Annotated in this window: 23 protein-coding genes; 11 read left to right on the top strand and 12 right to left on the bottom strand. The window is 53.8% G+C overall.

Annotated features, from left to right (window positions below; genetic code table 11):
* The first annotated feature begins 38 nt into the window (after window positions 1-38).
* Complete coding sequence (gene lysA, locus EIP93_RS18350; RefSeq protein ID WP_125233087.1) at window positions 39-1301, top strand: diaminopimelate decarboxylase; 1263 nt, start codon at window positions 39-41, stop codon at window positions 1299-1301.
* A gap of 19 nt (window positions 1302-1320) precedes the next feature.
* On the opposite strand, the gene EIP93_RS18345 is transcribed toward lysA, so the two are convergent.
* Window positions 1321-2217, bottom strand: a complete 897-nt coding sequence (locus tag EIP93_RS18345) for a DMT family transporter (protein ID WP_125233086.1) — start codon at window positions 2215-2217, stop codon at window positions 1321-1323.
* Between the two features lie 175 nt (window positions 2218-2392).
* Between EIP93_RS18345 and EIP93_RS18340 the strand changes: the two genes are divergently transcribed.
* Window positions 2393-2947 carry a helix-turn-helix domain-containing protein gene (locus EIP93_RS18340; protein WP_039542205.1) on the top strand — a complete coding sequence of 185 codons (555 nt, stop codon included), beginning with the start codon at window positions 2393-2395 and terminating at the stop codon, window positions 2945-2947.
* A 53-nt stretch (window positions 2948-3000) separates the two neighbouring features.
* Here EIP93_RS18340 and EIP93_RS18335 read toward each other — a convergent pair whose 3' ends face one another.
* Window positions 3001-4014 carry a LacI family DNA-binding transcriptional regulator gene (locus tag EIP93_RS18335; RefSeq protein WP_103861781.1) on the bottom strand — a complete coding sequence of 338 codons (1014 nt, stop codon included), beginning with the start codon at window positions 4012-4014 and terminating at the stop codon, window positions 3001-3003.
* A 133-nt stretch (window positions 4015-4147) separates the two neighbouring features.
* Window positions 4148-4492 (bottom strand): PTS lactose/cellobiose transporter subunit IIA, encoded by a 345-nt coding sequence (locus EIP93_RS18330; RefSeq protein WP_039488009.1) that lies wholly within the window; start codon window positions 4490-4492, stop codon window positions 4148-4150.
* Between the two features lie 286 nt (window positions 4493-4778).
* On the opposite strand from EIP93_RS18330, the gene EIP93_RS18325 reads away from it, so the two are divergent.
* From EIP93_RS18325 to EIP93_RS18290, 8 genes are all read left to right on the top strand, one after another.
* A complete protein-coding gene (locus tag EIP93_RS18325) occupies window positions 4779-6116 on the top strand; it encodes a PTS sugar transporter subunit IIC (protein WP_039277974.1) in 1338 nt (445 codons plus the stop codon).
* Window positions 6117-6140: 24 nt separating this feature from the next.
* Entirely contained in the window at window positions 6141-7577 is a 1437-nt protein-coding gene (locus EIP93_RS18320; RefSeq protein WP_116361662.1) for a glycoside hydrolase family 1 protein, read from the top strand.
* A 29-nt stretch (window positions 7578-7606) separates the two neighbouring features.
* Window positions 7607-7924 carry a PTS sugar transporter subunit IIB gene (locus tag EIP93_RS18315; protein ID WP_039277967.1) on the top strand — a complete coding sequence of 106 codons (318 nt, stop codon included), beginning with the start codon at window positions 7607-7609 and terminating at the stop codon, window positions 7922-7924.
* Between the two features lie 134 nt (window positions 7925-8058).
* Entirely contained in the window at window positions 8059-8826 is a 768-nt protein-coding gene (locus EIP93_RS18310) for an FCD domain-containing protein (protein WP_039277965.1), read from the top strand.
* A gap of 2 nt (window positions 8827-8828) precedes the next feature.
* Window positions 8829-9302, top strand: coding sequence for a GNAT family N-acetyltransferase (locus EIP93_RS18305; protein ID WP_116361663.1), 474 nt, complete (start codon window positions 8829-8831; stop codon window positions 9300-9302).
* A gap of 406 nt (window positions 9303-9708) precedes the next feature.
* Complete coding sequence (gene aas, locus EIP93_RS18300) at window positions 9709-11880, top strand: bifunctional acyl-ACP--phospholipid O-acyltransferase/long-chain-fatty-acid--ACP ligase (RefSeq protein WP_125233085.1); 2172 nt, start codon at window positions 9709-9711, stop codon at window positions 11878-11880.
* The gene (gene lplT / locus EIP93_RS18295) at window positions 11877-13106 is read left to right on the top strand and encodes a lysophospholipid transporter LplT (RefSeq protein WP_125233084.1); all 1230 of its coding nucleotides are present in this window, start codon (window positions 11877-11879) and stop codon (window positions 13104-13106) included. The genes aas and lplT overlap by 4 nt, the downstream gene beginning before the upstream one ends.
* A gap of 40 nt (window positions 13107-13146) precedes the next feature.
* Window positions 13147-13602, top strand: a complete 456-nt coding sequence (locus EIP93_RS18290; protein WP_039487998.1) for a GNAT family N-acetyltransferase — start codon at window positions 13147-13149, stop codon at window positions 13600-13602.
* Between the two features lie 94 nt (window positions 13603-13696).
* Here EIP93_RS18290 and EIP93_RS18285 read toward each other — a convergent pair whose 3' ends face one another.
* Window positions 13697-13825, bottom strand: coding sequence for an entericidin A/B family lipoprotein (locus tag EIP93_RS18285; RefSeq protein WP_039347108.1), 129 nt, complete (start codon window positions 13823-13825; stop codon window positions 13697-13699).
* A gap of 421 nt (window positions 13826-14246) precedes the next feature.
* Between EIP93_RS18285 and EIP93_RS18280 the strand changes: the two genes are divergently transcribed.
* Entirely contained in the window at window positions 14247-15014 is a 768-nt protein-coding gene (locus tag EIP93_RS18280) for a hypothetical protein (RefSeq protein WP_125233083.1), read from the top strand.
* 238 nt (window positions 15015-15252) lie between these two features.
* Here the strand turns inward: EIP93_RS18280 and EIP93_RS18275 are convergent, their stop codons facing one another.
* The 8 genes from EIP93_RS18275 to EIP93_RS18240 all read right to left on the bottom strand — a co-directional run bounded on the left by EIP93_RS18275 (window position 15253) and on the right by EIP93_RS18240 (window position 20320).
* Entirely contained in the window at window positions 15253-15591 is a 339-nt protein-coding gene (locus EIP93_RS18275; protein WP_125233082.1) for a type II toxin-antitoxin system RelE/ParE family toxin, read from the bottom strand.
* Entirely contained in the window at window positions 15542-15802 is a 261-nt protein-coding gene (locus EIP93_RS18270) for a type II toxin-antitoxin system ParD family antitoxin (protein ID WP_072040255.1), read from the bottom strand. Before EIP93_RS18270 ends, EIP93_RS18275 begins: the two co-directional genes overlap by 50 nt.
* Before the next feature lie 233 nt (window positions 15803-16035).
* Complete coding sequence (gene hemW, locus EIP93_RS18265; protein WP_125233081.1) at window positions 16036-17175, bottom strand: radical SAM family heme chaperone HemW; 1140 nt, start codon at window positions 17173-17175, stop codon at window positions 16036-16038.
* Window positions 17168-17761, bottom strand: a complete 594-nt coding sequence (locus EIP93_RS18260; RefSeq protein ID WP_125233080.1) for an XTP/dITP diphosphatase — start codon at window positions 17759-17761, stop codon at window positions 17168-17170. The genes hemW and EIP93_RS18260 overlap by 8 nt, the downstream gene beginning before the upstream one ends.
* 31 nt (window positions 17762-17792) lie before the next feature.
* Entirely contained in the window at window positions 17793-18083 is a 291-nt protein-coding gene (gene yggU, locus EIP93_RS18255; RefSeq protein WP_103942383.1) for a DUF167 family protein YggU, read from the bottom strand.
* Window positions 18080-18634 carry a YggT family protein gene (locus EIP93_RS18250; protein WP_010295003.1) on the bottom strand — a complete coding sequence of 185 codons (555 nt, stop codon included), beginning with the start codon at window positions 18632-18634 and terminating at the stop codon, window positions 18080-18082. Before EIP93_RS18250 ends, yggU begins: the two co-directional genes overlap by 4 nt.
* 49 nt (window positions 18635-18683) lie before the next feature.
* Window positions 18684-19505, bottom strand: coding sequence for a pyrroline-5-carboxylate reductase (gene proC / locus EIP93_RS18245; RefSeq protein WP_125233360.1), 822 nt, complete (start codon window positions 19503-19505; stop codon window positions 18684-18686).
* A 101-nt stretch (window positions 19506-19606) separates the two neighbouring features.
* Window positions 19607-20320 carry a YggS family pyridoxal phosphate-dependent enzyme gene (locus tag EIP93_RS18240; protein ID WP_125233079.1) on the bottom strand — a complete coding sequence of 238 codons (714 nt, stop codon included), beginning with the start codon at window positions 20318-20320 and terminating at the stop codon, window positions 19607-19609.
* Window positions 20321-20337: the final 17 nt, after the last annotated feature.

Below are 20337 nucleotides of genomic sequence, written 5' to 3'. Positions count from 1 at the left end.
TTGCCTATCACCTTTAATCCTGAAACTCGGTAACTTTTATGCCACACGATCTGAATGACGTAACCCATGCTCTGAACGCACAAAGCCTGCGTGAACTGCCTGCCCGCTTTGGTTGTCCGGTTTGGGCCTATGATGCGCAAACCATCGTTAGCCGCATCGCCCAACTGCGCCAGTTCGACACGATCCGCTTCGCGCAGAAGGCGTGTTCCAACACGCATATTTTGCGCCTGATGCGTGAGCAGGGTGTGAAAGTGGATTCGGTATCGCTGGGTGAGATCGAGCGTGCGCTGATTGCGGGGTTTGTACCGGGCACCGATGCGCATGAGATCGTATTTACCGCCGATCTGCTGGATCGCCCGACGCTGCAACGCGTTTCCGAACTGAACATTCCGGTGAACGCCGGTTCAGTCGATATGCTGGAACAGCTCGGGCAGCAGTCACCGGGGCATCCGGTGTGGCTGCGTGTGAATCCAGGCTTTGGTCATGGTCACAGCCAGAAAACCAACACCGGCGGCGAGAACAGCAAGCACGGTATCTGGTACGGCGATTTGCCGCTGGCGCTGGCACACATTCAGCGCTATCAACTGAAGCTGGTGGGAATTCACATGCACATTGGTTCCGGCGTTGATTACGGCCATCTGGAACAGGTGTGCGAGGCGATGGTGCAGCAGGTCGTTGAGCTGGGTCAGGATATCGAGGCGATTTCAGCGGGCGGCGGGCTGTCTATTCCGTATCGCCACGGCGAAGAAGCGATTGATACTGAACACTACTACGGGCTGTGGAACGCGGCGCGCGAGAAAATTGCTGCGCACCTCGGCCATCCGGTAACGTTGGAAATCGAGCCGGGACGTTTTCTGGTCGCGGAATCTGGCGTGCTGGTGGCGGAAGTTCGGGCGATAAAATCGATGGGAAGCCGTCACTTTGTGCTGGTCGATGCCGGATTTAACGATCTGATGCGTCCGGCGATGTACGGCAGCTATCACCATGTTTCTCTGCTGCCGGGCGATGGTCGAGATATCAGCCAGTCCGCGCTGCGCGACAGCGTGATTGCTGGGCCGCTGTGTGAATCCGGCGATGTGTTTACCCAGCAGGCGGGTGGCGGCGTGGAAACGTTCGCGCTGCCGGATGCGCAGGTTGGCGACTATCTGGTGTTCCATGACACCGGTGCGTACGGTGCATCCATGTCTTCTAACTACAACAGCCGTCCGCTGCTGCCGGAAGTGCTGTTTGAAAACGGCGAACCGCGCCTGATTCGCCGTCGTCAGACGCTGGACGAGCTGCTGGCGCTGGAAGCGCTTTAATCGGTTTTATTCGGTGGTATCAGGGGAGAAGCGCTCTGCTTTTCCCCCAGAACGTGATGCGCCAGCCGAACGTCATTCCGGCGGCGGACAGCAGAATTGCGACCGCCCCGGCAAGCTGCATGGCATCCAACCGATGCCCAAAAGTCGCCCAGTCTACCAGCGCCGCGATAACGGGATAGATAAACGACAGTGCGCCAACCAGCGCGGTCGGGATCTTCTGGATCGCGCTGTACAAGAGCGTCGACATCAGGCCGGTATGGATCACGCCAATCGCCACAAGCATTCCCCACTGTGAAGCCGTAGGAGAAGCAGGTATTGCCGCGAAGGGCGCAAGAACCACAACGCCAACGAGCAACTGTATCAGCACAAGCACATGCGGCGGAATTCCTGACAGCTTTTTCGTTATCGCGGCTGCAATGGCATAAAAGAATGCCGCACCCAATGCCATCAGCACGCCAGAGAGATAACCGTTACTATCGCTGTCGGCCCCCGTTTGGGCGCTGACGATCAGGACGATGCCGCCAAAGGCGCACAGTAACCAGCTGGTTTTGTTGAGGGTCAGCGTTTCCCTGAAAAAGATCGCGCCTAGCCCCACGAGCATAAAGGGCTGTGTGTGATAAACCACGGTGGCGACGGCGATAGAGGCGTGTGCATAAGCACCGAACAGCAGCGTCCAGTTGAGCACCAGCGCCAGACCACCGAGTACGGCAATGCCAGCCTGTTTTCTGCTAATGATGCCTCGCCGCAGCAAGCCCAATAGCCCGCAGACGATTAACATCGTCAATGCGCCGAACGCGCAGCGCCAGAAGACCGCCGTCATGGCTGGCTGTCCTGCCGTTAAAACGAACCAGCCAACCGTACCGGAAATGATCATCGCGATAGTCATTTCTATCGTGCCGCGCGTCTGGGGTGTCATCTCTTTTTCCTGCCTGTCAGTGTGAAAAGTGTGCTGCTATAGCGAACAAAATTTTTTATAATGAACAACAGGACAAAATAATGAACACAAACCATTTGTTCGTCAAGTCGAACAAATGGACATTATGGTGAACGCTATGACGATCGATAATCAGGAAAATGGCGCACAAGAGGGTATGCAGGTTGCCACGCCTATCGCACGGCTGGCTGTCTCTATTCGGCGTGAGCGTGAGCGGTTAAACCTGTCAGTCACCGAGCTGGCAAAGCGTGCGGGGCTAGCTAAATCAACGCTTTCACAGCTGGAAACCGGGATCGGCAACCCGAGCCTGGAAACGCTCTGGGCATTGGCGATGGCACTTGACGTGCAGGTCAGCCAGTTGATTGGCCAATCTCGTCAGCACGTACAGGTGATTCGAGCTAATGAAGGCGCAGCCACCTATTCGGAGCAGGCAAACTATGCCGCGACGCTGCTGGCTGCCTGTCCGGCTGGCGTGCAGCGTGATATCTATCGGCTTAAGGTGCAGCCGGGCGAGGCTAGAATCTCGCAACCGCATATGCCCGGAACGATAGAACATGTGATTCTGAGCAGCGGCCGCGCCAGAATCGGGCCTGTCACACAGCCCGTTGAACTGAGCGCGGGGGATTACATCAGTTATTCGGCGGATGTCCCGCACCTGTTTGACGCGTTGGAAGCGGATACGAGCGCGGTGATGTTGATTGAACATGGCTAAAGAGGCGAACCCCGTGCAGGCTGTTTGCGCGGGACGCAGTTTTACGGTGAGCTTTACTTAGCGTAGTACGGCCCTTTCTGTACCGACTCGCGGATTTTTAGCTCTCCGGTGAAGGGCTGTAGCGGGTTGACGTCCTTGCCCGCAATCAGATCCAGCACTTGCGTAATCGCGGTGGCGGCCATCTCTTCAATCGGCATGTAGACGGTGGAAAGCGAAGGGTGCAGATAGGTCGCGCAGGGCTCATCGTCAAAACCGAAGACGGAGACATCCTGCGGTAATTTTTTTCCCGCCTCGTACAGCGCTTTCATCGCGCCAATCGCCATGTGATCGTTGCTGACAAACAGCGCGCTAAAGCTGACGCCGCTGTCCAGCAACTGGCGTGCAGCCTGATAGCCGCTGGCGACCATGCTGGTGCCATATGCCACCCGACGTGGTTCAAGCGCGATCTGGTGGGTGGTTAATGCCTGCTGATAACCCGCGAGCCGCGCCTGTGCCGTCGGCGTTTTCATGGGGGCGGTGATAAAAGCGATCTCACGGTGGCCCTGTTCGATCAGGTAATTCACTACGTCAAATGCGGCCTGCTGCTGGCGGAAGAAAATACAGCGTTCCCGTGCCTGTGGCAGATCGCGATTCATCACGATCATCGGAATAGTCAGCGTGTCGAGCAGCGTCATGAGGTCCGTTTCGGACATATAGCGGGTATAGAGAATAATGGCGTCGCATTGTCTGTCAGACAGAAGCTGCACCGCACGATGCTCATCTTCCGGCGTATCGTGCCCGTCGGTGACGATCAGGTGTTTGCCGTTGCTTTCCGCGATATCCGCCGCACGCCGCAACAGGCGGCCAAAGTAGGGGCCGTCAAAATTGGAAATAACGAGACCAATGCTGTTTGAAGTACGACGAGCCAGCGAACGCGCCAGAAAGTTAGGACGGTAGCCTAGCTCCTCCATTGCCTGAAATACGGCATCGCGTGTTGCCTGTTTGACCTGACCCGTGCCGTTTAGCACTCTGGAGACGGTCGCTTTAGACACGCCTGCACGTCTTGCCACCTCAAGCATGGTTTTCATCGCTGCACCTTAATTGAGTATGATGACGGGCTAAAAACGCCTATTCATCCCTGTTACGAACATCATATGGCATGTTACCACAGGCATATTGTTGGATTTAACGCCTGATGTTCGTTTCTCAATCAGATTTTTGTCAATTTTGTGATGCAGCCATTTCTCGGCGTAGCAAGACAATCTCTTCTGCCAAATCCCGGCAGAGCATGGCGGTCATCAGATGATCCTGCGCATGCACCATGATCAGGTTGACGGGCACCTTGCCTTCCCCTTCGTCCAGACCGATCAGCCGTGTTTGAACGCGATGAGCCGCACGCGCCGCTTCTTGTGACGCCGCGAGCAGATCGTCAGCCTGTTGCCACTCCCGTTGGCGTGCCGCCTGAATGGCCATCATGGCGTTTGAGCGCGCTTCACCCGCATTAATCAGCAGTTCCATCACGGTTTGTTCCATATCGAATGCAGGAATGTTTTCTGTGTCTTTCATCGTAGGTTTCCTTATCGCAGTCAGGAAAGCAGCCCAAGTTGGTTGATAACTTATGTGGCTGACAATCTATGTAGCTGAGAAATTATGGTATGCCAAAAATCACATTTTCATCATATTGGAATTCCAATATCGTCTTGTGAGAATCATGTCACAGAAAAATAATTCATTATGGTTGATTTTTGGTATGCCAAACGCGAAAGCGCGGTACCTGCATTTACCCTGCGCGTAACGGCCATCCCGCGTGTCACACGCGATATAACAATATGATGATGAAAGAGGTGGTGTTATGTCATTTAAGGACCAACTGATTGATTCATTGGGCTCCTTTGCCAATAAATTTAACAGTCTGCGTTACATTATGGCGATTAAGGCATCCTTTATTACGCTGATGCCTGTCATTATCGTCGGGGCGTTTTCCGTTCTGATTTCCAACATGGTGATGGACCCGAAAAATGGTCTGGCCAGTTTTCCCCTATTTTCGTTTCTGGCTGAACTTAAACCGATTATGAGCGGCATTAACTACGCCACGCTCAGCTTTCTGACTATCGGTGCCGTCTTCCTGATTGGTATCGAGCTTGGGAAGATTAACGGTTCACGCGGGCTGTTTCCCGGTCTGCTTGCGGTGATCTGCTTTATTGCCGTCACGCCAACCACGATCGAAATGGCCGTCAACGGGCAGATGATGGTGGTGAAAGACGTGCTGGCGAAACAGTTCTCCGATACCAAAAGCCTGTTTCTGGGGATGTTCATCGCCATCCTGTCGGTCGAGATGTATACCAAGCTACAAAATATTGATCGGTTGCAGATTAAAATGCCGGACAGCGTGCCGCCCAACGTCGCCGCCTCTTTTTCTGCGCTGTTTCCTTCCATCATCACGGTGGTTGCGATTGCCACCTTTGGGTTTGTGTTTCACCGCGTGACGGGCATGTATCTGTATGACGCCGTTTATAAAGTCGTACAGCAGCCGCTGGAATCTGTGGTGCAGAGCCTGCCTGGGTTACTGGTGCTGATGTTTGTCGCTCAGCTGTTCTGGGTGATCGGGATTCACGGCAACCAGATGATTAAACCGATTCGTGAACCGCTGCTGCTGGGGGCGATTGCCGTCAACATGACCGCGTTCGAGCAGGGGCATGAGATACCGAACATTATCACTATGCCGTTCTGGGATGTGTACATGAGCATCGGCGGTTCCGGCCTGACCATTGGCCTGCTGCTGGCGGTGATGATTGCCTCTAAACGCAAAGAGATGAAAGAGATCGCCAAAATTTCTTTCGGCCCCAGCGTGTTCAATATTAATGAGCCGGTAATTTTTGGTATGCCGATTATGCTCAACCCGATTCTGGCTATTCCCTTCATTATCACACCGTTAGTGACGGGCACGATTGGTTATTTCGCCACCAGCATGGGCTTTGCGGGCAAAGCCGTGGTTATGGTGCCGTGGACGACGCCGCCGATCATTAACGCCTGGCTGTCGACGGCGGGATCGATGGGAGCCGTCGCTACACAGATCGTATGCATCATCGTCGCGATGCTGATCTATCTGCCGTTTGTCAAAGTGGCGTCCCGTCGTGCTGAACTGGCGCAGTTGGAAGCAGAAAAGCAGTCCGCAGCGGAAAAAGCCTGAAACGGACGAGAAGAGAGGTAACGCATGAGTAAGGTTGCACTGACTATTCCACCGGATTTTATTCTGGGCGCGGCGGCATCGGCATGGCAAACGGAAGGATGGAGCGGCAAGAAAGCCGGGCAGGATTCCTATCTGGATCTCTGGTACAAGCAGGATCGTCAGGTTTGGCATAACGGCTACGGCCCGGCGAAAGCGACGGATTTCTTTAATCGCTATCGGGAAGACGTGGCGCTGATGAAGCTGGCAGGGCTGACGCACTATCGTACGTCGATCAACTGGTCACGCTTTATGCTGGACTATGAGAAAGGCATCGTCGATGAGGAGTACGCGGCCTACATCGATAACCTGCTGGATGAAATGCACCGGCAGGGGATCGAACCGATGATCTGCCTTGAACATTACGAGCTGCCCGCTTGCCTGCTGGAGAAGTATCAGGGCTGGTCATCAAAGCAGGTGGTGGAGTGGTTTGTGCTGTACGCCGACGCGGTTTTCGCCCGCTATGCCGGGAAAGTGAAGCGCTGGTTTACCTTCAATGAGCCGATTGTGGTGCAGACGCGCGTTTATCTGGACGCGCTACGCTACCCTTATGAGCAGAACACGCACACGTGGATGCAGTGGAATCACCATAAAAATCTGGCGACGGCAAAAGTGGTGCAGCGGTTTCGGCAGCAGGGCTATCACCAGAATGGCGGCTCGATCGGCGTGATCCTCAATCCCGAAGTCACGTATCCGCGATCCCGTGCGGCGCACGATGTGAAAGCGGCGCACCTTTACGATCTGTTCTATAACCGGGTTTTCCTCGATCCGGCGTTAAAAGGTGAATATCCGGCGGAACTGATGGCACTACTGGCACAGCATCAGGTGAAGTGGGATTACACGGAAGAAGAGCTGGCGATCATTCGGGATAATACGGTCGATGAGGTGGGGATCAACCTGTATTACCCGCATCGGGTCAAAGCGCCCAGCCGTGAATGGAACAAGGAGACACCGTTCCACCCGGCCTATTACTACGAGCACTTTGAGCTGCCGGGGCGTCGGATGAACACCTCGCGTGGCTGGGAGATCAATCCCAAAATCATTTACGACATGGCGAAACGCATAGAGCGCGACTACGGCAATGCGCCGTGGTTTGTGGCGGAAAATGGTATCGGTATCGAGAACGAAGCGCGCTTTAAAGACGATGCGGGCGTGATTCAGGACGATTACCGCATCGCGTTTATTGCCGAGCACCTTTACTGGACGCTGAAGGCGAAGGAAGAGGGGGCAAACTGCTGCGGCTACATGCTGTGGGCGTTTACCGACAACGTCTCGCCGATGAACGCGTTTAAAAACCGCTACGGATTGATCGAAATCGATCTGGAACAGGATCGGCAACGGCGGCCGAAAAAATCCGCCGCCTGGTTTCGTCAGCTACACGACACACGTCGGCTTGAATTGACGCTGGATGATGAAGAGAAATAGGTGCAGATAACCAAAATGAGGAACGGAATATGAAAAGAATCGTACTGGCCTGTTCAGCAGGAATGTCGACCTCACTGGTGGTCACCAAGATGGAGAAGGAAGCGGAAACACGGGGAATGGCGTTTAAGATCTACGCGATCCCAGAGCAAAATTTGCGGGATGAGTTGCAGGAGTTCGGCAGCGATATTATTGCGGTTCTACTGGGGCCGCAGGTGCGCTTCAAGCTTAACGAAAATAAAAAGCTGACGGACAGCTACCAGATTCCTATCGCGGTGATCGACCCCGTCGCCTACGGCACATTAAATGGCGCAAAAGTACTGGATCAGGCGCTGAGTTTGGTAAACTAATGCCCCACCGCCACGTCAGTACGTGGCTGGAGACGTGCCCGTCATCATTCAAGTTGCAGCTTGACGTATGACGGGCAAAATCAGAGCGGGCCTGACGCCCGCACTCAGGGCGACAGTGCATGTAGGGTGAAAGCGTGGCGAAGGATGTGGTTCTGCAAGAGAAGAAGCAATATCAGGAAATCGGCTGTGATTTACGCCAGAAGATTCAGTCAGGGGATTATCCCGTCGGATCGCGCCTTCCTCCTGAACGCAATATTGCGGAAACCTATGGCGTTAGCCGGACGATAGTGCGCGAAGCGCTACTGATGCTTGAACTGGAAGGCACAGTCGATATTCGTCAAGGCTCCGGGGTTTATGTCTTGCGTATTCCTGATGAAGACGACGCGGCAGACGGTGGCAAAAACCATATTGGCGCGTTTGAAATGCTACAGGCTCGTCAGTTGCTGGAAAGCAACATTGCGGCGTTTGCGGCACGTATGGCAACGCGGGCGGATATCGAAAACCTGCGTAAGACGCTGGAACAAGAGCAGGCCGCGATTGCCGTAAAAGATTACCGTGGCGATTTCGATCGCCTGTTCCATCTACAAATTGCCGGTGCGACGCAAAACCAGATGCTGCTGGAAACGGTCAGCAATATCTGGGCGTGCCGTGACGATAACGCGCTCTGGCAGCAGCTTTATACGCACGTCGGGACGCAGGGCTATCGCCTGAAATGGCTGGCGGATCATCAGGCTATTCTGGCGGCACTGCGGCGTCGCGATGTGTCTGGTTCTTATCAGGCCATGTGGCAGCACCTCGAAAATGTCAAAAATACGCTGATGGAAATCTCTGACGCCGATGCGCCGGAGTTTGACGGCTATTTGTTTGATTCTGTACCGATTTTTCAAGGGAAGCTGGTGTAGCGATGACAGACCTTACTAAGGTGAAGATTGTTTATCTGGCGGATCATCCTCAGCATCAAGAGCAGGTGATTGACTGGATATGGCAGGCGTTCGGCAGCCAGAACAGCCGTGAATTCTTTGCCAGCGTGGTGCGCAATAGCCTGAACCCAGAGGCGCTGCCGCTGACGTTTATCGCGCTGGAGGGCGAGCGTTTAGTCGGGACGGTGGGATTATGGCGCTGCGATTTAATCAGCCGACAGGATCTGACGCCCTGGCTGGCATCGCTGTATGTGGAAGAAAGCCAGCGTGATAAAGGGCTGGGCATCGCGCTGCAACAGCACGTATTGGATTTCAGCCGCCGTCAGGGCTTCGACGATCTTTATCTGTTCGCCACGTTTAGCGGCTATTACGAAAAACACGGCTGGCGTTATATCGGCGATGGACTGGACTATCCAGATAAGTCCGTGCGCCTGTATCACCAGTCGCTATCAAGCTAGAAAAACGCGCTAAAAGGCGGCTGCCTTACATGATTCACCAGAATCTTACAGTTGGTTGCACTTATAGAATAACTCTTTCGATTCATCGCTGGTGAAGCGAAGCGGCGATCTTTAGAGTTACAAGTCCCAGAGGTATTGATTGGTGATATATCGATGTGCTCTGTACATTGAAACCATTTGATTACACCAACCTACGCGGATGCGTAGGTTTTTTTTTGCCTGAATTTCCCGCTTTCGTTATTTCCAGCCATTTTAATGCGATGTGAATGCTGTGCCGTCGGCAATCTTCGCGTTCAGCCGCGTACCCGTCGCTTGAAGTATGGTGTGTATGTAGTATTTTGACGTATCGCTTGGTGGTTTTTGCGCTTCAGCAAGCTGCCCGTTTATCTGTCTATTGGGAGAAGGCATGATTCATACCCTGTTACGTTGGGTGTTCCAGCGTCTGTACCGCATCCGGATCGAGGGCGACAGCAGCCAGTTTCAGCAATCCAAATTGCTCATCACCCCGAATCACGTCTCGTTCCTTGATGGTGTTTTGCTGGCGTTATTCTTACCGATAAAACCCGTCTTTGCCGTGTATTCTTCCATTTCCGATCGCTGGTTTATGCGCTGGCTGAAGCCTTACATCGATTTCGTACCGTTAGATCCCGCCAAGCCGCTGGCGATCAAAGGGTTAATCAAAGTGATCGAACGCGGGCAGCCCGTCGTGGTTTTCCCGGAAGGGCGGATCAGCGTCACCGGATCGCTGATGAAGATTTACAGCGGCGCGGCGTTTGTCGCGGCGAAATCGGGGGCAACGATTATCCCCGTGCGCATTGATGGCGCAGAGTTCACGCCGTTTGGTCGGCTGGCTGGCGTCTTTAAACGCCGCTGCCTCCCGCAGATTACGATCACCTATTTGCCACCGACCACGTTGCCGATGCCGGAAGCCAGCAGTGCCAGAGAACGCCGTGCGCTGGCCGGTGAGCATTTACACCAGATTATGATGAAAGCGCGGATGGATACGCGCCCGCAGCACACGCTGTATCAGGCTTTTCTGGCGGCGAGAACCCGTTACGGGAGCTCCTCCCCCAGCATTGCGGATATCTCATTCAATGAAGACAGCTACCAGGGCTTATTGAAAAAATCGCTGGGCGTATCGCGCATTTTGCAGCGCTTCACCCGCGTCGATGAACATGTCGGCATGCTGTTGCCCAACGCGACCATTACCGCGGCATCCATCCTGGGCGCATCGCTACGTAACCGCGTCCCTGCCATGCTGAACTACACCGCTGGTGCGAAAGGGCTACAAAGCGCGATGAAAGCGGCGGGGATCAAAACCATCGTCACGTCTCGCCAGTTTCTGGAAAAGGGCAAGCTGACGGATCTACCGAAGCAGGTCAGCGAGGCCAACTGGGTTTATCTGGAAGATTTGAAAGACACCGTGACGCTGACCGATAAGCTATGGATCCTGTTCCATCTGCTGTTTCCTGCCCGCGCGATGCTGCCGCAGAAACCTGACGATGCAGCCATCGTGCTGTTTACCTCCGGTTCCGAGGGGAATCCGAAAGGCGTCGTGCATTCCCATGACAGCCTGCTGGCGAACGTTGAGCAGATTCGTACGGTGGCGGATTTCACGCCGCGCGACCGCTTTATGTCCGCGCTGCCGCTGTTCCATGCGTTTGGCCTGACGGTGGGGCTGTTAACGCCGCTGATGACGGGCGCTCGCGTGTTCCTCTATCCCAGCCCGCTGCACTATCGCATTGTGCCGGAGCTGGTTTATGACCAGAACTGCACCGTGCTATTTGGGACATCAACGTTCTTAGGCAACTACGCGCGCTTTGCCCATCCGTATGATTTCGCTCGTTTACGCTACGTGGTTGCTGGGGCGGAAAAGCTGTCTGAAACCACGCGTCAGGTCTGGCAGGACAAATTTGGTATCCGCATTCTGGAAGGCTACGGCGTGACTGAGTGCGCGCCGGTGGTGGCGATCAACGTGCCGATGGCGACGAAAATTCATTCTGTCGGCAAGCTGTTGCCGGAAATCGAATCGCGCTTGATTACGGTTCCGGGCATTACGCGCGGTGGTCGTCTGCAACTGCGTGGGCCGAATATCATGAAAGGCTATCTGCGGGTGGAAAACCCCGGCGTACTTGAAGCGCCTGCGGCAGAAAATGCCCAGGGCGAGTTGCAGCAGGGCTGGTATGACACGGGCGATATCGTCGAGCTGGATGAAAGAGGCTTCTGCACCATCATTGGCCGCGTGAAGCGCTTTGCCAAGCTGGCGGGGGAGATGGTCTCGCTCGAAAGCGTAGAACAGCTGGCGGTGAAGATCTCGCCGGAAGCGCAGCATGCGGCCAGTGCGAAAAGTGACAGCAGCAAAGGCGAGGCGCTGGTGCTGTTTACGACGGACAACCAGATTACCCGTGACGTGCTGCTTGCACAGGCTCGCAGTAGCGGCGTGCCGGAACTGGCCGTGCCGCGTGATATTCGCTATGTGAAAGCCTTACCGTTACTCGGCAGCGGCAAGCCTGACTTTGTCACGCTGCGCCAGATGGCCGAAGAGTCCGTCACTAACGCATCGGAGTCGAATGCATGAGTCAACAGACTGAACCTGCGACGCCTTTGCTGTCGCGCAGTATGAGCGCGGTGATTATCGCGCAGTTCTTCTCCGCGTTTGGTGATAACGCGCTGCTGTTTGCCACCTTAGCGCTGATCAAACAGCTGGTGTATCCCGACTGGAGCCAGCCGTTTTTGCAGATGGGGTTTGTCGCCGCGTACATCATTCTGGCACCGTTTGTCGGGCAAATTGCGGACAGCTTCTCCAAAGGGCAGGTGATGATGTTCGCCAATACCCTGAAGCTGGCGGGTGCGCTGCTGATTTGCGTGGGCGGGAATCCGTTTCTGGGGTACACGCTGGTGGGGATTGGTGCAGCCGCTTATTCACCGGCGAAATACGGCATCTTGGGTGAGATCACGCGTGGCGATCAGTTGGTCAAGGCCAATGGGCTGATGGAAGCCTCGACGATTGCGGCGATCCTGACCGGTTCCGTCGCTGGCGGCGTGCTGGCGGACTGGAACATTTACGGGGCGCTGTCGGTTTGTGCGGTGGCTTACGGCATAGCGCTGGGGGCGAATATGCTGATTCCTCGTCTCAACGCGGCACGACCGGGGCAGCCGTGGCATCCGGTGCAGATGGTGAGCAGCTTCTTTTCCGCCTGTCGGGTGCTGTGGCGCGATGGTGATGCCAGGCTGTCGCTGATTGGGACCAGTATGTTCTGGGGCGCGGGTGTGACGCTGCGCTTTCTGCTGGTGCTGTGGGTGCCGCATGCGCTCGGCATAACCGACAATGCCACGCCGACGCTGCTTAACGCGATGGTCGCCGTGGGCATCGTGGCGGGTGCGGGTGCGGCCGCTAAGCTGGTGACGCTCGATAATGTACGGCGCTGCCTGCCTGCGGGGTTCCTCATCGGCGTGGTAGTGGTGATTTTCACGCTTCAGCATAACCTCATGAGCGCCTACTCGTTGCTGATTCTGCTGGGGGCGCTGGGTGGGTTCTTTATTGTCCCGCTGAACGCGCTGTTGCAGGAACGTGGGAAGGCCAGCGTCGGTGCGGGGAATGCGATCGCCGTACAGAATTTGGGTGAGAACGGCGCTATGCTGTTAATGCTGGGGCTCTATTCTCTGGTGGTGAAACTGGGTGTGTCGGTCATCACCATTGGGATTGGCTTTGGCGTCTTGTTTGCGCTGGCAATTGCGCTGCTGTGGGCATGGCTGATTCTGGCTAAGCGCCGCGATGGTTCCGTCGGCGCAGGTAAAGAATAAACGTATCGTGTAATGAACACATTGTGTAATGGGGAAAGGTATGAGTTTGATATGGCATGACTGGGATGTGGCAGACCTTAACGTGTATTCACTGCATGACATATTGGCGCTGCGCAATCAGGTATTCGTGGTCGAGCAAACCTGCCCCTATCTGGATATTGATGGTCGCGATCTGGTGGACGGCAATCGCCATATTACGGCGTACCGTGACGGCAAGCTGGCCGCCTGCGCCCGGCTGCTTGCTCCCCATCCGAACAACGATGTGGTGACGATTGGGCGCGTGATTGTCGCACCGCATGCCCGTGGGCAACACTTGGGGCACCAGTTGATGGAACACACGCTGATTGCCTGCGCACGCCACTGGCCGCAAAAGCATCTTTTCCTGTCCGCGCAGGCTCATCTGCAATCGTTCTACGGCGCGTTCGGCTTTGTGGCGACCGGTGAGGAATACGACGAAGACGGCATTCCGCATATTGATATGCTGTCGGCGTTCTGAGGGATATCGAGCCAGCTGCGGAAAGAGTAGGGCGCGCGGCGTAAACAAAAAAACCGGCTAAGGTATAGCCGGTTTTTTGTTATTTGACGGTGGGTTAACTGGCAGCGTGAGAAATTTTGCTACCCAGTTTCTGCACATCCTGACCAAAGCCGCGTGTGGTGTTACAGCCGCTCAATGTTGCTGTGACCAGCAACGCTACTACGATCGTTGTTATACGTTTCATCATCGTTACCCGCAGGTTGTTGATAAACAGAGCGTGACAGGTTTCTACTGTGTCATAACCGCAGGTAAAAATTCAATCCTCGATAGCACTGAACCAGCTGATATTGTTTGAGATTATGTTGCGGCTGATGTGTATTAGATCTGGCCTGAGTTGGTACTGTTGCTGCGCGGAGCTAAACCTAATCTGACGGGCAGTTTTGTGCCAATAGCGAAAATATCATTATGGTTAATTCAAGTGATTTGAGCACCACTGAGTAAAGATTAACGGAGATCATCTTGATTATTATGGAGTCACAATAACATCCTGTTGTAAACGGCGTGGATTCATAATAACCTATTGATTGTATTTGTTTTATAAGTTTTTTAATATCAAAACTAAAATTTTATTTAGAAGTCTTAACTGTTAAGCTTAAGGAGAACATATGCCAAGAGGACTAATCTCAGGTCGAGATTACTCGGAGTGCGATATCTTTGATCAGACTTTATATCCGAGAATGAAAGAGGAGCCCCTTCTTAATGAAGATGATTGTATTGTGGTACCTGTTAGAAATGATAACGCCCCCCATTTTAGAAAAGTAGGAAATCCATCTTTCGGTAAAAGGTTAGGTAGAGCTGAGAATAATCCAACGCACGATGATTGTGTGAATTACTTATATGATGAGCTAAATAACCAAAATATTGAATCTGTTAAGTTCTCTACATATGTTTTTGCTGAAGACCGAAAATATGAAGAGCAAGTGATTTTTAGTCCTCTGAACGACAGTGATTTTCAGTGGTATAAAGAAAAGGATGCACGTATCGCATTTCATGAGGGATCTTATATTCAACCCGACATAGGGGGAAGAGATAGAAACAAGTTCTTCCCACGTTCGGCTTATCCAAACATTATTATTGAAGTAGTACGTACCCATCATCCGGATAAAGATACCTTTCAGAAACTCTTTGAACTTTCAAAAACAAATCACCATGTCTATTTTTATTTCATTGATGAAGGAAGTAAAAGTTCTAAGCTAAATAGTCTTTCTATTAAAAATAATGTATTGAAGATAAGGGTGTCTCACTATCTAATTGGTGGCCAACTATATAAGAACGGCAATTCTTATGCCCCTCGAGGCGAAGATGAATCTTTCGAGCATTGGTATCAATATCTCGAAAATAGTTATTTTATTAATGCCATGGAAAAAGCTTAGCAAGTGCAGCCAGCGGAATCGTTACACTCTCCGCTGCTGCAAGTGTAAGGGTACATCAGGATAAATTTTGATCTTAATATTGAAAAAGAAGTACCTATCAGCGTATTCAGAATACATTTAGGAGTGTGAGAGATGATTGTTGTAAGGAGAGCTGGTGACCTGCTTCCCTTTGACTAACATACTACATTTTTATATCCGCTTCTTGCTGTGAGTTCAACCGATGGTTGCAAGAAAGGGTTCATAGCCACTTAAGATGGCGCACAATGTCCTGCGACTGATGGAGTATTCGAACAACAATGACGCTATCTGTTTCGTACAGAAAAAATAGCGTATGTCTGACGACGGGAAATGAGTACAAGCCTGGCCCAAGTTCCCTACGTTCGATGCCTATCTTGTTGTGCCTGATAGCGTTAAACGCGTGTTCGATGGTTTCCAGATAGGTGTTGGCGCTTTCCTCATTAAAATGCTGTAAACCGTAGAGGTAAATTGCTTCCAGATCGCGTTGCGCCAGCGGGGTTAGCTTGATTTTATCGGGTGGCCGTTCGCGTCCTGTTTCTGATTTTTTGTAAGAACTCATCTTTATTCCACTCCTGTGGCTCTCCGCTGTTTATCCCTTCAGCGAGTAAATGACGCAGTGTTTGCAGATCTGACTCCGCCTGTTTTTCCCGTAGCATTCTCAGCGCTTCCCGAATGACTTCACTTTGTGTGCGGTAATCACCGGATTCCACCAGCGATTCCACGTAATGGCGAAGTTCATCTCCAAGGTCAATTGTCATGGTTCTGGCCATCATGCCTCCCGATTCTCAGATGTAAGATTTATTCTTACTAGAAGCACGTAGCGTACTTAAAGATGAAATTGTCGTCCAGCACAAGGAAAAAGGATTTCCGCTCGGCGGACAAGCGGCGCGTGATGGAAAAGGGAGGCGGCTCGACATAAGGTTTGTAAGCATTGCAAAAGGGAGGGATAGGGTGGGAAGCGGTGGGCAGGTTTATCAGAGAAAACGTGCCCACAGAATTATCGTTACTCTTCCGCCAGAAACAGTTCCAGCAGGGAGTTCAGAAACAGTTTGCCGTGTTCGGTGATTTGCCAGTGCGTGGCGGTTTCCGTCAGGTAGCCTTGTGCTAGCGCTTGATCCAACTGTGGGCGGATGCTGTGTTCTTCTAGACCGGTGTACGCCGTGAAATCCTCGCGCGGGGCGGCTTCCAGCAGGCGAAAGCGGTTCATGAAAAACTCAAAAGGCCGATCGTCGTTGGCGACGTCGTGCTGTTTATCCAGATACGTGCCCTGCATGTAGCCACGAGGATGGCGGACTTTTACCGTGCGCAGAATGCGGCCGTCGCTGAAGGTTAGCTTGCCGTGTGCTCCGCAGCCGATCCCCAAATAGTCACCGAAGCGCCAGTAGTTCAGGTTGTGCTGACACTGGTAGCCCGGTTTGGCGTAGGCGGAGGTTTCATATTGCTGGTAACCCGCCGCGCTCAGTAGCGCATGGCCCTGCTCGTAGATGTCCCATAGCGCGTCGTCGTCCGGTAGAGTCGGCGGGCGCGAACTAAACAGCGTATTAGGCTCGATAGTCAGCTGATACCAAGACAGATGCGGCGGATTGAGTGCAATGGCCTGACGCAGGTCGTCCAGCGCTTCTTCCAGCGATTGATCCGGCAAGCCGTGCATCAAGTCCAGATTAAAGCTGCGTAATCCCAGACCGGTCGCCAGGTGCGCGGCGCGCTTGGCCTCGTCCGGGCCGTGAATACGCCCTAAACGCGTCAGCTTTTGCGGATCGAAACTCTGCACGCCGATGGAGATGCGGTTAATCCCCGCGCGCTGATAGCCGCTGAAACGGTCGGCTTCAACCGTACCGGGATTGGCTTCCATCGTAATTTCGGCATCCGGCGTTAGCGGAATTCTCGCCCGCACGCCGTCGAGCAGCGCCTGCATTGCCTCTGCACTCAGCAGGCTGGGCGTGCCGCCGCCGATAAAGATCGAGTGCAGTTCACGACCGCTTGCCAGCGGCAAATCGGCATCCAGATCCGCCAGCAGATGATCGACATATTCCTGATGCGGCACGTCGCCTTTCAGTGCGTGAGAGTTGAAGTCGCAGTACGGACATTTCTGTACGCACCACGGAATATGGATGTACAGGCTGAGCGGGGGCAGCTTAAGCATTGCGTAGCGCATCCAGCAGCAGGCGCAGCGCCTGACCGCGATGAGACCGTGCGTTCTTCTCTTCACGCGTCAGCTCCGCTGCCGTTTTACCCAGCTCTGGCACGAAGAAGATCGGATCATAGCCGAAGCCGCCGCTGCCCGCAGCTTCATGCGTCAGCACACCCTGCCAGCTACCGTGGCAGACAATCGGCGTCGGGTCTTCCGCGTGGCGCAGATACACCAGCACGCAGTGGAAGCTGGCGCGGCGCTGCTCGTCCGGTACGTCTTTTAGTGTCAGCAGCAGCTTATCCAGATTTTGCTGGTCGCTGGCATCCACGCCCGCGTAACGTGCCGAGTAAATGCCCGGCGCGCCGCCCAGTGCATCGACAGCCAGACCGGAATCATCGGCAATCGCTGGCAGTCCCGTAATTTGTGCCGCATGACGTGCTTTCAGGATGGCGTTTTCGATAAAGGTCAGGCCGGTTTCTTCGGCGGAATCCACGCCCAGCTCGGTCTGCGCCACAATATCCAGACCGAAATCGGCCAGCAAGCTGGCGAGCTCGCGCACTTTACCGGGGTTTCCGGTAGCCAAAACCACTTTTTGCATCGTCTTGTCCTGCGTATTTATTCAATCGTGTTTATTCAATGAAGCCCGCGACGTCAGCCGGGATGTGTTGCGGATAGGTAATTCTAATCTGTTTATGCCGTCCGAGTTCGCCTTTTTCAATCACGACCAGACTCTTGGCGACTCGAAACTGTTTGGCGAGGAATTTGGTCAGATGGGCATTGGCCTGCCCATCAACCGGCGGAGCGGTGATGGCGACTTTCAGTTCGTCGCCATGCAAACCCACGATCTGATCCCGGCTGGCTTTCGGCTGAATATACAGCCGAATCACCAGCGCATCGCCGTGGCGGGTAATGGCACTCACAGCAGAAACCACAGCCCCGGAAACAGGTCCATGCCCAGATAGTTGAGCATATACAGAATCAGAATCACCGCCATCGCGGAGAAATCGATGCCGCCCATAACCGGAATAATGCGGCGGAGCGGCGCCATCAGCGGTTCGGTCAACTGATGCAGCAGATACTCGATGGGGCTACGGCCCTGACTGACCCAGCTCATAATAGAACGGATGATGATGACCCAGAAAACCAGATAGCCTGCGGATTTAATTAGCGAAATGAGCCCGACCAGCAGGTTCATTGGGCTAAGGGAAATCGCACCAACCTGAATTAATAGCAGTAACGGGTATTTGATCGTCGTGAGAATAAAGGCCAGCAGCAGCGAGGCGCTGTCAATCGGCCCTAACGACGGCAGAATGCGGCGCAGCGGCCCGACAATCGGCTGGGTGATTTTGACGACAAACTGCGACAGCGGGTTATAGAAATCGCTGCGTGACCACTGCATCCAGATGCGTAGCAGCAGGACCATTACATAGAGGTCGACCAACGTTTTGACCAGAAAAGTCAGCGTGAGCATAAGTACGTCTTTTCCTTAATAAGATAAAGAATCGGGGAACCCGCTTTGGTTAAAAAAGCGTTTCCATTTCCTGTGCGCGAGCAATTGCCGCCTGCATGGCTTCAGCCACGGTTTGCGTCAACTGCTGTTCGTTAAATACCCGCAAGGCTTCTGCCGTGGTACCGCCCTTGGACGTCACATTTTCCCGCAGGGTCGATAGCGGCGTATCGGGATTGGCTTCAACCAGTGCGGCAGCGCCGGACGCGGCCTGTTGCACCAGTAGGCGAGCCGTTGCCTGGCTGAACCCCTGACGGATGGCTTCCTGCTGCATTGCTTCCATAAACAGGAAGAAATAGGCCGGTGCGCTGCCCGCTGCGGCGATCACGCCGTTAATACCTTGTTCGCTATCCACCCAGCAAATTTTACCGACGCTCTGCATCAGCTGTGCGGTGAAGTCTTTATCCGCCTGACTGACGGAGGCGGGGGCATACATCCCGCTCATGCCTTTGCCGACCAGAGACGGCGTATTTGGCATAATCCGCACGATATTCAGTGGCTCGCCCAGCAGCGCCTGAAAACGGGCGATGTTGATGCCTGCCGCAATCGAGAGCACCAGCTTACCGCTGAAGTTGACCTGTTCACGTAGCGGTTCGCAAACCGTTGCCATCATCTGCGGTTTGACGGCCAGCACAATGACGTCGGCTTCCTGAGCGCAGCGTACATTGTCCGCGCTACTGATCACGCCATACTGCGCAGCCAGCGCATCGCGGTTCTTACCCGAAGGCGCGCAGATGCTGATGTGTTGAGCGGGATAACCGCCGTTGACCAATCCGGCGATAATGGCCTGCGCCATATTCCCGGCACCAATAAACGCTATTTTACGTTGTTGCATCTGCATTATCGCTGATCACCTGTTCCGTTTGTATTCTGTCAAAGATGACGTGCCGTTCAGGGCGTGCCCTGCTGTTGATTCGTTTTTGACTGACTGTTTATTTATACGCTTTTGGCTGAATAGTCGCGCGCGCCAAAGATTGCCGTACCAATGCGCACCAATGTGCTGCCTGCGGTAATCGCCGCACGCATGTCGTCCGTCATCCCCATAGAAAGTGTATCAATATGCGGATGATTTGCAGACAACGTTTGGAACAGCACGGTCATTTGCTTGAAAACAGCAAGCTGCTGCTCATAATCGGTTTCCGGTGCCGGAATCGCCATCAGGCCTCGCAGGCGCAGGTTGGGCAGTGCGGCGACGCTGGTGGCGAGTTCCGCGAGTTCATCGACCATAATGCCGGATTTGCTTGGTTCGCCGCTGATATTAATCTGCAACAGAACGTTTAACGGCGGCAAGGTGGCTGGACGTTGTTCACTCAGACGCTGCGCGATGCGCAGGCGATCCACGGTGTGAAACCAGTCAAAATTCTCAGCCACCAGCCGACTTTTATTTGACTGTAGCGGGCCGATAAAGTGCCACTCCAACGGCGTGTCCGGGTGGTTTTCCTGGAAATAATGGATCTTCTCCACGCCTTCCTGAACATAGTTCTCGCCAAATGCCCGTTGCCCTGCCGCAATGGCTTCTTCGATCGCGCTCACAGGTTTGGTTTTACTGACTGCAAGTAGCGTAATTTCTTCTGGTGCCCGCGCGCAATGCGCGGCGGCGGTGGCGATTTGCTGCCGGATGTCCTGTAGATTCTGCTGGATTGTCGTCATGGTTATTCAGGAGGTTA

Source organism: Pectobacterium versatile, assembly GCF_003932035.1.
Lineage (GTDB): Bacteria > Pseudomonadota > Gammaproteobacteria > Enterobacterales > Enterobacteriaceae > Pectobacterium > Pectobacterium versatile.
Note: the sequence above shows the minus strand (reverse complement) of the source record. Positions and strands in the feature narration are given on the sequence as shown.